Annotated in this window: 7 protein-coding genes and 3 pseudogenes; 8 read left to right on the top strand and 2 right to left on the bottom strand. The window is 45.7% G+C overall.

All coding sequences use genetic code 11. The annotated features are described in order from the left end of the window. Positions 1–314 precede the first annotated feature (314 nt). From JK202_RS15555 to JK202_RS15525, 7 genes and pseudogenes are all read left to right on the top strand, one after another. A complete protein-coding gene (locus JK202_RS15555; RefSeq protein WP_349291879.1) occupies positions 315–2171 on the top strand; it encodes a hypothetical protein in 1857 nt (618 codons plus the stop codon). Further along, the gene (locus JK202_RS15550; protein ID WP_211562377.1) at positions 2164–2949 is read left to right on the top strand and encodes a glycosyltransferase family 2 protein; all 786 of its coding nucleotides are present in this window, start codon (positions 2164–2166) and stop codon (positions 2947–2949) included. Before JK202_RS15555 ends, JK202_RS15550 begins: the two co-directional genes overlap by 8 nt. A 23-nt stretch (positions 2950–2972) precedes the next feature. Next, a complete protein-coding gene (locus JK202_RS16340) occupies positions 2973–5882 on the top strand; it encodes a glycosyltransferase (protein WP_211562376.1) in 2910 nt (969 codons plus the stop codon). 45 nt (positions 5883–5927) lie between these two features. Continuing rightward, entirely contained in the window at positions 5928–6923 is a 996-nt protein-coding gene (locus tag JK202_RS15540) for a DUF6492 family protein (RefSeq protein WP_249200170.1), read from the top strand. A 60-nt stretch (positions 6924–6983) separates the two neighbouring features. Continuing rightward, a pseudogene (locus JK202_RS15535) lies at positions 6984–7160 on the top strand (transposase); the annotation flags it as partial. Between the two features lie 216 nt (positions 7161–7376). Beyond that, a pseudogene (locus tag JK202_RS15530) lies at positions 7377–8459 on the top strand (IS5 family transposase). Between the two features lie 505 nt (positions 8460–8964). Then, positions 8965–9870 (top strand): CatB-related O-acetyltransferase, encoded by a 906-nt coding sequence (locus JK202_RS15525; protein ID WP_211562375.1) that lies wholly within the window; start codon positions 8965–8967, stop codon positions 9868–9870. On the opposite strand, the pseudogene JK202_RS16335 reads toward JK202_RS15525, so the two are convergent. Together JK202_RS16335 and JK202_RS15505 are read right to left on the bottom strand one after the other, a co-directional pair. After that, a pseudogene (locus JK202_RS16335) lies at positions 9857–10638 on the bottom strand (IS5 family transposase). The gene JK202_RS15525 and the pseudogene JK202_RS16335 overlap by 14 nt on opposite strands. A 471-nt stretch (positions 10639–11109) precedes the next feature. Continuing rightward, a complete protein-coding gene (locus JK202_RS15505; protein ID WP_349291880.1) occupies positions 11110–11349 on the bottom strand; it encodes a transposase in 240 nt (79 codons plus the stop codon). 675 nt (positions 11350–12024) lie between these two features. Between JK202_RS15505 and JK202_RS15500 the strand changes: the two genes are divergently transcribed. Continuing rightward, positions 12025–13809: a hypothetical protein gene (locus JK202_RS15500; protein ID WP_211562367.1), complete on the top strand. Its 1785-nt coding sequence runs from the start codon at positions 12025–12027 to the stop codon at positions 13807–13809. The last annotated feature ends 393 nt before the right edge of the window (positions 13810–14202 follow it).

The following is a 14202-nucleotide window of genomic DNA, read 5'->3' as shown; positions in this document are numbered from 1 at the left end:
AAGAACCGTCAATCAAATCGCCACAAGTCAGAAATTACCAGCCAAGCACATCAATCAACGGCTCTTCGATCCCTCCATCTGTATCCCATACGGGATATGAGCATTGCTCATGAATATAATCAGGTATTTCTGAAGCATGGTAATTTTTCATCTGATTATTGATAAATATCCGTACCAGAACAGAATTTACTGAATCGTGTCTTATGAGGGAGGATATCTTAAACCATTCAAAACACTTTTTCATCCAAGGATGATATCGACTTTATCCTTTTTTTGTGATTAAGATTTAATTCTATGTTTTAAAATGCATTTTCGTGAAAGGTTCTCCTTTGCTCTCTGATCCAGATAAGCTCATTGCTAAAATAAGAGAATCAGGTTTATTTGATGAGAAAGCCTATCTTTCAGATAATGAGGATGTTGCTGAAAGTGGGATTGACCCCATTTTTCACTATGCGCATTATGGTTTGCATGAAGAGAAAAGAAAGCCGTATCCTGAATTTGATTCAGGGCAGTATATTTTTGATTTTTCTCTTGGGGAGATAGAGGGTCATCCCTTTCTCGATCTTCTATCGCGGAACCGTTACAGACCTGACCTTTCCAAAGTTCATCTAACTCCTCAAGAAATTTATCTATATAATCTTATTCTACACTATGATTTATTTGATGAAAAATATTATATTGATAGCAATCCTGATCTCGAAAAGATAGACATTCCATATCTTGTTCATTACGTTAAATATGGGATAAACGAATTACATAGAAGTCCTAATAAAAAGTATAATAATAAAAAATATATCAAAGCTTTTAAAGATTGTATTGAACCTGACAAAGCCCCATTTGTCCATTATTTAAAAAATAATCGTGACTTGGGTTTTCTTGATAAAGGACTTCTAGAAAATTTCAGCCATGAGATTTTGTCTCGTGCCACACAGAGATTGGCGGAATTTCCACTTTTTTCGGGTAAGGATTATATTTCTTTAAATGGCGATGTCTCAACTTCTGAGCTTCTGCCGCATCAGCATGCCATTCTTTATGGTATTCCTGAAGGACGCACACTTCTTTCCAAGTTGCGTATTGCAAAAGTTTTGGGAGAAAAATCGAAAGATTCGATAAAATATCTCCTGACATCACATCGGAAAAAGAATCTTCCTTTACCAAAGTCGATAGGTATTTTTTATCATACTGAAGGCAACTGTTTTATCAAAGAGATTGCAGAAGATCTTCTTGACTGCTTGGCAGGAGGAGGTTTCCAAGTCTCACTTGAAACAGAAAAAACGCCTCTGAGTGCAAAGCCGGACCTGTGTATTTTCTGTGCTCCGCATGAATTTTTCTTTCTTGAAGGAAGCAAGCATTGGGAGCAAGAGGATGTTTTAAAATCTTCTCTTATGCTCAACACGGAGCAATCGCAAACGGCATGGTTTACGCGAGGCCTTATATACCTCCTGATGTCTGCAGGCGTTATTGATTTTCTGTACCAGAATATCGAGCTGTTTGAGTCTATCGGACTTCCCGCATTCCATTTTGATCCGATCCCCAGTGCGGCTGCGACTAAAACTTTAGATCGGGATCGTGCCCATGCATTTTTCCGTGTTTTGCCTGATCGTGCAAAAATTGATACTCCTCAATCAGCACTGCGTCCGATTTCAGAGCGTGCTATTGATGTCAGCTTTTTTGGCAATGCCTCAGCTAAACGGGAGAAGTTTTTTTCACGCAATGCTGATTTTTTTGCTCTGCGCGAATGCTTTTTATATTATCGCAAACCGCACGGTCCCATTCGTATGGAGGGCGTAAACGAAATATTAGGGCGTATGCCGTTCTATGTCGCTGAAAACAGCAAAATATGTTTGAATATTCATCGCAATGATGATCCTTATTTCGAATGGCATCGTATTATTAAACACGGTGCAGCACGCGGTTCGGTCGTTGTGACAGAAGAGTGTCTACCCACGCCCCTTTACCAGGAGGGGATCCACTTTCTGGCAGAAACGCCGCGACATATGCCGCATCTCATTTCCTGGCTTTTAGACACGGCAGACGGGCAGAAAAAAATGCAGGAAATACAGTTTTCATGCTTGAAACTCTTCAAAGATAAGAAACTGCAGAAATCTAAGTTTAATGATATTTTTAATTTCATTGGGCGCGTCTGGAAAGAAAGTTTCGAAAATGCTTGATAAAGCCTGGAAGCCTACCCCGGAAATTCTATTTAGTTACAATGCAGATGACTCGATTGATAATGCAGTCCATGTTTCTGTTATAGTGACGAACTATAACTATGAAGAATATGTAACAGAGTGTCTTGATTCTATTTTAAATCAAACCCATAAGACTCTAAGTCTTGTGGTGATTGATGATGATTCAAGAAAGGATTGCTCTGTAGAAAAGATTTTGGAGTGGATGGAAGAAAATAAATTTCGATTTTTTTCAATCAAATTACTGAAAAACAGTATTAATCAAGGCCCATCAGCGTCACGCAATACTGCGATTGAGTATTGTCCCTCTGATATAATTTTTATCATGGACGCTGATAATACAATCATGACTACATCCATTGCCAAGTTATATGATTGTTTGCAAAGGTCTGGTGCGCAGGGTGCTTATTGCCAAATCGTCGAATTCGGTGACCGCAACCAGATTGGAAGTGCCGATTTGTGGGACGTTCAAAGGATGTACCGCAACAACTATGTCGACATCATGGCGATGATGAAGAAATCGGCCTGGGCCCAGGTAGGCGGTTTTTCCCATATCGAAGAAGGATGGGAAGACTATGATTTCTGGCTCAAATTTATCGATCAGGGTATTGATATGGTGTTTTTGCCTGAAATCCTCTGTCGTTATCGGGTGCATGGCGTGTCCCGGACTGCTACCGAGGCGCATAAGTCCCATTACGATCTCGAGATCATCATGAAGTATCGTCACCCAGGGCAGCCGAAAGTCGAAGAGTACAAATGAGTATACTTTTACTGGAAAATTCAGTGAGTGACGCAACGAATTCGTGGAACCACATAGATTTTTCCTGGATGAAAAAAACTTACCCTGAAATCGAAGAGATTTTCAGGGAGCAAGCCGATTTCGATCCTGAAGAAGTTCTGTTTTTAGCGGGGAAATGTGGCTATCAGCCTAATCCCTATTTTGATGAATCTTATTACGTCCAGCGTTATGCTGATGTTCGAGACGCGGTTAACCAGGGAAAATTTATATCCGGTTTCGATCATTATCGAAAAATCGGATATAAAGATCGGGATCCCCATTGGTTATTCTGTGAAGAATATTATCTCAACAGATACTCAGATGTCGCTCGTGCGCTCGTTAACGAGACCGTTTTCTCCAATGGCTATGAACATTACATCCAGTATGGTGACCAGGAATTTCGTAGCGGGTCCTGGTTTTTTGATCCTCTTGAGTATCTGAAGTCTCTAGCAGATGGGGATGTCAAACAACCGTTCTATAATTATATCCAAAATCCCAAGAGAGATTTTGACAATCTTTATTTTGATAGGAACTGGTATGCCGAGACCTATCCAGAAATTTTTTCTGATTTAAAAAATGGAAAATGGCACTCTTTCCTTCACCACTATTTAACCGAGACAGACTGCAAAAAGTATAGTCCTTCGCGATTCTTTTCGGAAAAATTTTATGTGGAATCAAATCCGGATCTTGTAGAAGCCATCAAATCCGGACGGTTTTTCAGTGGATATGAACACTTCCTACTTTACGGCATTCAGGAGCGCCGCCGCCCCCATCCGGACATCGACCTGGAGCGGTTCTATCACGAACCTTATATTCAGAAACTCCTCTTCAATGGCCGTATTCCAAACGTCTTCATAGGATGGTGCCAATTTGACGGAAAAGTTCCTGAAGTTGACGAAATTTTAGAGCACGCCGAAGTACAAACGAAATTCGCTTTTGAAAAAAAGAGTGCGTCTGCGGCAATCAATGCGGCACGCTCGAAGCTGGATTTTTCATTTAGGCAACCCGACATCAGCGTCATCATGGTGTTGCATAATAACTTTGATATGACGCTAAACGCGTTGACAGCTTTAAGGGCCGCTTACAGACACGAAATTCAACTGATCCTTGCAGATAGCGGATCGGACGATGAAACCTATCATATCGAGCACTATGTGCATGGTGCAACAATCCTGCGTTTTGAAGGTAACGTCGCTTTTATCCGTGCCTGCAATGCCGCAGTTCAGCAGGTACGTGCGCCGTATGTTCTTTTTTTGAACAATGATACCGAAATCCTGTTGGGGAGTATTGAGGCTGCTATCAGTCGATTCCATCGTGATCCAGAAGTCGGAGTGATTGGTGGAAAACTGATCCGGACAAATGGCTTGCTACAGGAAGCAGGTGCGATCATTTATCGCGACGGAAGTGTTGCTGGTTATATGCGAGGCGCTAGTCCAGACGCTCCGGAAGCGAATTTTGTGCGCCGTGTCGATTTCTGCTCTGGAGCAGCCCTTTTTACAAGAACAGAGTTGTTCCGAAAGATCGGTGGTTTCGATGAAGATTATATTCCAGCTTATTACGAAGAGACTGATTATTGTGTAAATGTCTGGAAATCAGGTTATGATGTTATTTATGATCCGTCAATCACCGCTATTCATTATGAATATGGCTCTTCGAGCGCAAAAAACGGGACCGGATACATTAACCGTAACAGGCTTATTTTTAATTCGAAGCATAGCGACTTTCTTTCAAAGAAAATTGTAAAGTCAAAACAAAATACGAATTTAGCGCGCTCTGTCAGGAAACAGGATTCAAAAAGAATCTTATTTATTGAAGATCGAGTTCCGTTAAAATCCTATGGATCAGGATTCTCCCGATCACATGACATCATAACGACCATGACCCAAATGGGGCATGAGGTGACGGTGTTTCCTGTGTTCAAACCCGTTGTTTCCGCGAACCGGCTTTATAATGCATTTCCGGATTCTGTTGAGATCATCTGGGATCGGGATATCAATGATCTTGAAGCCTTTTTTTCCCTGCGTGCCGGACTATTTGATACGATCTGGATCTGTCGAACGCAGAACGTTCGGCGCCTGGTTCCGATTATCGAGAAGATATCGCATCTTATGCCCTTGGCTGAGATTGTTGCTGATACAGAAGCCGTCAGTGCTGTTCGCGAAGAACAGTACGATTGCCTTATCGGAATTCCTGAAAACAAAAAATCAACGTTCAAAGAAAAAATACGTTCAGAGGTTGAATGCTTACTTATTGCGAATAGAATTGTAGCCGTTAATAAAATTGATGCAAAATTACTAATGAGTTTTGGGTTTAATTCCGTATCTGTTTTGGGCCATATTCAAGAACCAAATAGAACAATAAGTTGTTGGGAAAAACGTACTGATCTTTTGTTTGTAGGAGCTGTTCATGATTATAAATCTCCTAACTACGACTCTATTGTATGGCTTGTCGAAATTCTTTGGCCTATTTTAGAAAAAATTCTTCCTGACGAGACGAGATTAGTAATCGCTGGTCATGTTGATCCAAGTATTTCTTTTTCTACTTTTCCGAAGACACCAAAAGTCTTTTACGTGGGAGAGTTAGACAATCTTGAACCTCTTTACGATAGGGCACGGTTCTTCATCGCACCTACGCGATACGCCGCCGGTATTCCCTATAAAATATATGAAGCGGCTTCTCGTGGTCTGCCCATCATTGCTTCAGATATCCTGTGTCGACAGGTTGGATGGGAAGTTGGCACGGAAATTCTTGAAGCCGAGGCAGGAAACTTGAAAAACTTTTGCGATGTAGTTATTCAAGCATACGAAAATCACATGACGTGGGTAAAATTACGTCGAAATGCATTAAATAGAATTATGAAAGATAACAATCAGGTCAGATATATCAAAAACATTAATGAAATTTTGCAATCCTGAATTAATTAAGATTCATCCGTAGCATTGATTGTCTAGGAGGTTCACATGATGCTTTCTTTCGATTTGAATGAAAAGAAAATATATTCCCCTAATAAATTTTTTGACACGAAAAATTCGTTAACATTTGTTACGGTTGTTTTTTCTGGGGAACTCGCAAATTTACTTCTACAAGCTCGTTCATTAGCGTTGTATGGAAATGACGCCATAAAACAATGGGTTATTGTTTTAAATGATGAAATAATGCCTGAACAAAAACAGAAATTATTTCTTTCTATAAAAAAAGAAATCTCAAGTGCTCATTTTCCAGTATTTTGGGTAGATAGAAAAGACATGACTGATTTTGATTTTTCTCAGGTAGAGGGAAGTCGATCTCAACAAGTAATAAAGATTATGGTTTCAAATTTCATTGAAGATGATTTGTATGTTCTTCTTGATGCTAAAAATCACGCTATCAGAGAGTTAAAACCAAGTTTTTTCTCCCATGAAGGTTACCCTATTGTTCACGAACAAGAGTATGAAGATTGGAGTCCGTTTACTAGATGGTTCACTAATGCTTTTAATCTTTTGGGGTTGCCTTTAGATAGAAAAATATATGAGAAATATCAATCTACAACCCCATACGTCATGGAAACGAATATTGTTAAAAAATGTATGGATAATAAAATATTGAATTCCGAACATAGCTGGGAATATTTTATTTTTCTTGGTTGGGATGACATACATTCAATAACAGAATTTGCACTCTATGGTGCAGTTTTTGAATTCTATAAGAGAAAATCAATTCTCGCTGAAAAAAATTATGTAACTCTGTTTGACGGATATCCAAATGGCCAATCAGAGGTCATGAAATTTATTGAAAAAATGGATGATAAAAAAATTAAATTCTTTTCTATACACAGAAATAGAGCTTCGACTCTGAATTTAGAGGAAAGTACCTATCTGTCTGAACATTGGGTTTCATGCGGTTTATTTTCTTCGGTTGAAAACGGGATTTATTTTTTGAAGCATGGTCTAGAAGACGACTATCATCTAAGTGCCTAGTACTACAGTTGCGCTTTTCTGGAAGTTCTGAATCTATGGGTAACCCTGATTCTGAACGAGATGAGTGGATCGGCGTCGGTTGAGGATGTTCTAGGGCTGACGCTTGATGCATTATGGGATGCCGATGTACTGCGCGATGTCGTTCGGGATCATGTCGTAGATCATCTTGGCGATCCCGACGCGGTTCTAGTTGTCGATGAGACCGGATTCCTGAAGAAAGGCGGGGCGACCTGCGGGTGACGTGCCCCCTTTTTTGTACCCAGTCAAAAGGAGAGTTCCCATTTTTTATGGCTTAGGTCTGATGGGGTGACAAGGGTCTCGGGGCATGCCCCCGAGACCCTTGTCTGGCGATCTGATCCGGTGTCCTGCCATCCAGTTGGAGGGTTCGAAAAACCCTCTGGTTTTGGGCTTCTCTGTGTGATTCCATTCTTCCTGCGTGGAATGGAGGGAGAGATGATGAAGCAGCCGGGTTTCTTTGATGTTGAAGAGCGGCTTGCTCGATTGAGCGAGCTTGGTGATCAGCTCGAAGCCTTTTCCCGGACTGTGAATTTCGAAGCATTTCGTCCTGATCTGGATAAAGCGCTGGCCTATGCAGACGGCAGTAAAGGCGGGCGTCCGCCGTTTGATCCGGTGCTGATGTTCAAAATCCTGGTGATCCAGACGCTGAACAATCTGTCCGATGACGGACGGAATACCTGATCAATGACCGTCTCTCCTTCATGCGCTTTTTAGGCCTGGGGCTGTCGGACCGGGTGCCGGATGCCAAAACCGTCCGGCTGTTCAGGGAGCGTCTGACACAGGCGGGAGCAATTGATATTTTGTTTAACCGCTTTGATGCGACCCTGCGTAACGCTGGTTATCTGCCGATGTCAGGCCAAATCCAGGATGCCACGCTGGTAGCGGCTCCGAAGCAGCGCAATACCAACGATGAAAAGACTGATCTGCGGGAAGGACGGATCCCACAGGATTGGCAGGATAAACCGGCAAAGCTTTCCCACAAGGACAGGCATGCGCGCTGGACCCTGAAATTCACGAAAGTGAAGCGAGAGGAAGACGGGAGTATGCCCGCAACGGATCTGGCCATCCCATTCTTTGGTTACAAGTCGCACATCTCCATCGATCGGAAATTTCGGTTGATCCGCAAATGGAAGACGACAGATGCCGCCGCCAGTGACGGCGCGCGATTGAGAGAGGGCTTGCTTGATAAAAGCAATACAGCCTCAACGGCCTGGGCAGACACAGCCTACCGCTCAAAAGCCAATGAGGATTTCATGGAAAAGCAGGGCTTTGTCTCCAAGGTTCACAGGAAAAAGCCGCATCTCAGGCCTATGCCCCGCCATATCCAGAGATCCAACGCAGGGAAGTCGGTGATCATATCTCGCGTCGAGCAATGTCTTTGCCGATCAGAAATCACAGACGGGACTGTTCATTCGAACCGTAGGCATAACGCGGGCCACCATGAGGATCAGGCTGGCCAATATCGTCTGTAATATGCGCCGCTTCCTCTTCCTGGAGAGGTTGAACGCGAGCGCGTAGCAACCTGCGGGGGAGAACTCCAGATCTGCGACAAACGCCGAGCGAAGATCAGGGCCAGGAACCAGAAATCAGCACACCACAATCCTGAAATCAGGCGCGATGGGGATCAATCAACAGTTCTTCGATCCCTCCATCTGCGGTATGAATAGATCGGAGACTACCGCCCGCTGGATTGCTATGCAGCAGAGAAAGCGGCGCATGTTGTAGACGATGTTGGCCTAGCCGGTCTTCATGGTAGCTTGTATTCTAAACACGAATGTGTATCTTCCACATGAAATCCTCTTTTGCTGCCGAGCATTAAGGAAAACTCAATATTTTGATATGTCAAGACTTTTCTGAATAATACGCAATAATTACTATCCGGGTTAGTATGTACTCAATCATCATCACGTCTCAAAAAACTGTCTTACATGTATCCGGAGGCGTTCTAAGTCACGCCAGTCCAACTGAAGTTGTAGACCCTGTTTATGCTTGGCGTTCGGAAGCTAACAGTGATATAATCTATTTGACATCTGCATCTGGTGATGCCTTCTGGATCATGGGTGATTTCGGTCAGAGGACGATATTTTCTTTTAAGATTCGTCGCCAATCTGGTGATGGAATGGTAATCGAGCATCCCAACAACGCAAAAATATTTAGAGCTTCAAATGATAGAAAGATCTACATTGATGGAGATAATGAGGAGTTAGATAAAATATTTTTTGATCAATCTATCAATATTGACCCCGATAATATACATATAATATTACAAGAAGTACTATCAAAGTCTGTAGAGGATAATCTTATTTCTCTATCGAAAAAGTTACCATTTGCAAATATGGCTGATATAGCCTATGCGATAACACGGATCGAGAGCTTTTCAGCCTATTCGCACGTTATCGATCAAATCAAAGACCTTCCAAGCTACGAGTTCATCTTCCCGTCGATACAACTATTGATGAAGTCTGAATATCCAAGTGTCGGACGAGGCTTCCATGCTCATTATGCATGGGGCGGAGGTGATTTCGTCGATGTAGGAAAGTACTCCTACGGCTCCCCGCGTATCCTCCCTTACCCGCCAGCACGCCTAAAGATTGGTGCATTTTGTTCAATTGCTGAAGACGTCACGGTTGTGCTCGGAAATCATTTAACCAAATCCGCAACCACGTTTCCGTTTCAGGCCGAGGCTTTTCGGTGGCCTTCACGACATGCAAACATCGGAAAGTTTGAAGATAATATCCCCTCGGGGGTAGTGATCGGCAATGATGTTTGGATTGGTCGTGGGGTTACCATTCTCCCAGGTGCAATTATAGGAGACGGCTGCATTATTGGCGCTGAATCTGTGGTTCGCCAAAAAGTCGAGCCTTACTCAATATATCTTGGCAATCCGGGATATGTTTTGAAGCCACGGTTTGATGCTAGGCCGTGTTGACAAAAGAGTTAATCCAGAGTTTTGCGGCGGCGATATTGAGGAAACTCATAAAGGACAGGGCGGTTTTGTCGTATCGGGTTGCAATACGGCGCATCTGCTTGAGCCTGTTGAACATCCGCTCAATGCGATTGCGGTCTCTGTAACGCCGCCAGTCTGTTTTCTGTGGAGCGTTGCGGCCTTTGCGTGATGGAATAATCGGCAGGATCCCATGGAACAGCAGTTCCTGGCGGAAACTGTCACTGTCATAGCCCCGGTCGGCCAGCATGGCTTTGGGGTTCGGGACAGGTAGCTTCATCAGGGCGTCTGTGGCTTTGTAATCCGAGACTTGGCCTCCGGTAAGGACAAAGCCGAAAGGGCGTCCCTGATTGTCACATCGGGCATGGATTTTGCTCGTAAAGCCGCCGCGTGATAGACCAAAAGCCTCCGAATGAGCCCCCCTTTTGCGCCCGTAGCCTGTGAATGGGCACGGACTACGGTGCTGTCGAGCATATGCTGCCAGTTATTGGTCAGGCCGAGGTCTACCAGGGTTTGCAGCAGGGCATCCCACACGCCCTGTTCAGCCCAACGGCGAAACCGGACATAAACGGAGTTCCACTTGCCATAGCGCTCATGCATATCCCGCCATGGACAACCGACGCGCAGGACATGCAGCATGCCATTGAGAAACCGGCGGTTGTCTCCGGCTGGTCGGGCCCAACGTCCGCGCTCAGGCGGCAGAAGCGGACCAATCACCGCCCATTCATGATCCGTCAGATCGCCTCGTGCCATGCCTGTTTTCTCTGTCTGCTATCCCACAGAAACAAAGTGAATCAGATCTCACCCAGATCGTATAGACCTTTTGTCAACGTGACCTAAAACCACCTCTCGCTTGTTGGCGCTCAAATGGTGGGAATGGCCGGACTGGAAAATTGACAAATATTGCGGTATAATGATGACCGATTTGCAAGCCTTCTTGGATAAGGCCGAAGAAGATCTGATACATGCCTGAATGAATGTCGCCATAATAAAGGGTTCAAAAAACCCTCTGGTTTTGGGCCTTTCTGAACCGCCCCGGGATTGGCGGAGACCGGTTTTCTTAAGTTAAGTCACGTTGACAAAAGATCTGATTCAGAGCCTTGCGGCGGCGATATTGAGGAAACTCATGAAAGACAAGGCGGTCTCGTCGTATCGGGTCGCGATACGACGCATCTGCTTGAGGGAGTTGAACATCCGCTCGATGCGGTTGCGCTCCCTGTAACGTCACCAGTCTGTTTTCTGTGGAGCACTGCAGCCTTTACGTGATGGAATAAGCGGCAGGATACCACATAGCAGCAGGTCCAGACGGAAGCTGCCACTGTCATAGCCCCGATCAGCCAGCATGGCTTTGGGGGTCAGGACAGGCAGCTTCATCAGGGCGTTTGTGGCTTTGTAGTCCGAGACCTGCCCGCCGGTGAGGAGAGAGCCGAGGGGACGTCCCTGATTGTCGCATCGGGCGTGGATTTTGCTCGTAAAGCCGCCGCGTGATCGACCAAAAGCCTCCGAATGAGCCCCCCTTTTGCGCCCGTAGTCTGTGAATGGGCACGGACTACGGTGCTGTCGACCATATGCTGCCAGTCATCGGTCAGACCAAGGTCTACAAGGGTTTGCAGCAGGGCATCCCAGACACCCTGTTCGGCCTAACGGCGAAACCGGACATAAACCGAGTTCCATTTGCCGTAGCGTTCATGCATGTCCCGCTAGGGGCATCCAGTGCGGTAGGATGTGCAGCATACCATTGAGAAAACGGCGGTTATCTCCAGACGGGCCCGCCCAACGTCCACGCTCAGAAGGCAGAAGCGGACCAATCATTGCCCATTCCTGATCCGTCAGATCGACTCGTGCCATGCCTGTTCTCTCTGCCCGTTATCCCACAGCCAGGAAGTGAATCAGATCTCAGGCAGATCGTATGGATCTTTTGTCAACGTGACCTGTCTCTTACGTTTAAATAAAATTTATAGAATATTTCTAGATTTATATTATTTTATATGATACAAAAAAGTAGATTTATATTTTTAGTTAATATATCAAGAAAACATATAAATTATTATGTTTCGGATTTTAGTTAAATTAAAAAATTTATTTTATTTAATAATATATTTATGTATACTGTATGAAAATTGCTTATATCTATCAGCTTTGGCACAACCTTTACCTCAGAGATGGGGCGACCGATACAATCTGGCAGGTCTGGGGGCAAAGCTGGATGGCTCTGCGTCGGATGCCGTCACGATCCAGTCGATTTATAATGCGTTGCCCAGCAACAGCCTAGTCGAAGTCCCCAGAGGATCTCGATGGAACGGAAAGCTTGCAGCCCCAGACCCGAATAAATATGTAACATGGCTCTTTGATGGACCCATCGCAGGATATTATCCTTCCCCCGGTGGGGATGGCGATGTCAACATTACGTTGAACGGCGGCTTTTATGCCGGGGCCGTTTCGAAAACCTCAAAGCACTTCAATACGCCCGCCAGTGCGTTCTTTTGGAACATGAACCCGGGCTTCTGCGGGCCTTTCTGTTCAAATTACGCGCAGATGCCTGCTTTTGGAGCACAAGCAATCAGCGGACCAACTTCATCCGGGAATACATCCGCCATCAACGCCGAACTCGACAGCTACGGAAACGGTCCGTCATCCAATTATGACGTCGGCATCAACAGCTTTGTCAAAAAAATGGGTCAGAACTCTGTCTGGGGCATTGTCGATGACATTCAGGATTTTTCTGCCAAATCGCCCGGGGCCTTCGCATCGTGGAACGAGTTCGATCTGTGGGCAAACGGACAGGATATTCCGGAATTCGATCCCAGCTACGGTAACGCACAGTCCGGACACCGCTCTCTGTTCTACATCAGTGGCAGTCATCTGAACGCGGCTTACTGGTCTGCCCATCAGAATGTCAGTGCGTGGTCTGCAGGGCTGTACGACAAGCCTGACGTCACCCGCATTCAGGTGGGGGTGAATGGAGTAGCATGGCTGTGGTATGCGCGGACAACCGGAACCACAGGCAGCGCGCAGCCGAACTTTCCGGCTCCGACCGAGGCCGTTGCCTCGTATGACGGCGCGACGACCCTGACGGTATCCTCTGTTGTCTCGGGGACGATTTCTATCGGCGACTACGTCACGGCGGCGCAGCCGGTCCACCCCTTCCAGATCGTTAAACAGCTGACCGGAACGACGGGAGGAGCAGGGACTTATCAGATCGCGCTGGATGCCGGAATTGCAAGCGAAAGCGCCTTCTCCAGCGAAGGCGTCTACATCGCACCCCGCGTTACCGACGGGACGGCAGTCTGGCAGTTCGGGGAGATGTACAATCAGACCATCGGGTCAGTCCTGTGGCTGACAGGGTCACTCGGCGATGGCTACGACACTCCAGTAGGTGGCGATAGTACGATCAGAATCAACAATGCCTGGCTTGATGCGTCAAACTCACAGATGAGCTCAACGGCTTCTGTGGTCCGGGTCGCTTCCGGACAAATCGCCGTGGACTTCACTGCAAACGGGACGCTGGCAGGGCGCAACCAGCATACACTGTCATATTCAACGGGGTTGGCATATTCTGCTGGCGGGGGTGTCGTACACCGCACATTTGACGACGGGATCGAGGCCAGACCGGTTTCCATCACCGTTGCGGCCGGTACGACAATTGCGGATGCCGCAAGCGCCAGTGGGCCTTATGTCCTGGTCAAAGCCAATGCGGACAATTCCGGTGTCACTGTCAGTTCCACTCTTGGAAATACAGGCGCCTCGCAGACCATCATGAATATCAGCGCGCACAGTATTTACGTATACCCTATCAATTCAGCGTGGGCTTTCTATGGCAAGTCAGTGGGATCAGGAACACTTCTCCCACCATATTCCTCGGTAACAGCTATCAATATCGGGACCAATCTGCTGTTCGCCGAATACCATCCCCAAGCACCATGATTTTCGCAGCGTTTTGGCATGAGTGGGGCTACGGCCACAGTGAACTTGTAACAGTTTTATGCCGCTCAGCATTGCCGTTTCTTAGCATAAAATCGAGGTCGCGCCAGCGACGTGGAGGGTTCTAAAAACCTCTGATTGACCTCTCTTGCGCCTGATTTCGGGTTTTTAGCGTGTTGACTTCTACTTCCCTAGTCTGACTTTTACTCTTGGTTTTGAGCAAAGCGAGGGGGGCATGCTCTGGATTGCTACGCGGCGGCGTTAATCCGCTCCAAGAGGAGAAAGCGGCGCATATTATAGACGATATTGGCCAGCCCGATGAACCGCCCTGGGATTGGCGGAGACCTATCTACCTGAGAAGAAGGTCTGATGAGCAATCCTGTGAAGAAGTTTTCC

Origin of the sequence: Gluconobacter sp. Dm-62, assembly GCF_018256155.1 — a bacterium.
Classification (GTDB): Bacteria; Pseudomonadota; Alphaproteobacteria; order Acetobacterales; family Acetobacteraceae; genus Gluconobacter.
The sequence above is the reverse complement of the archived record's forward strand: the minus strand, read 5'-3'. Positions and strand labels throughout refer to the sequence as shown.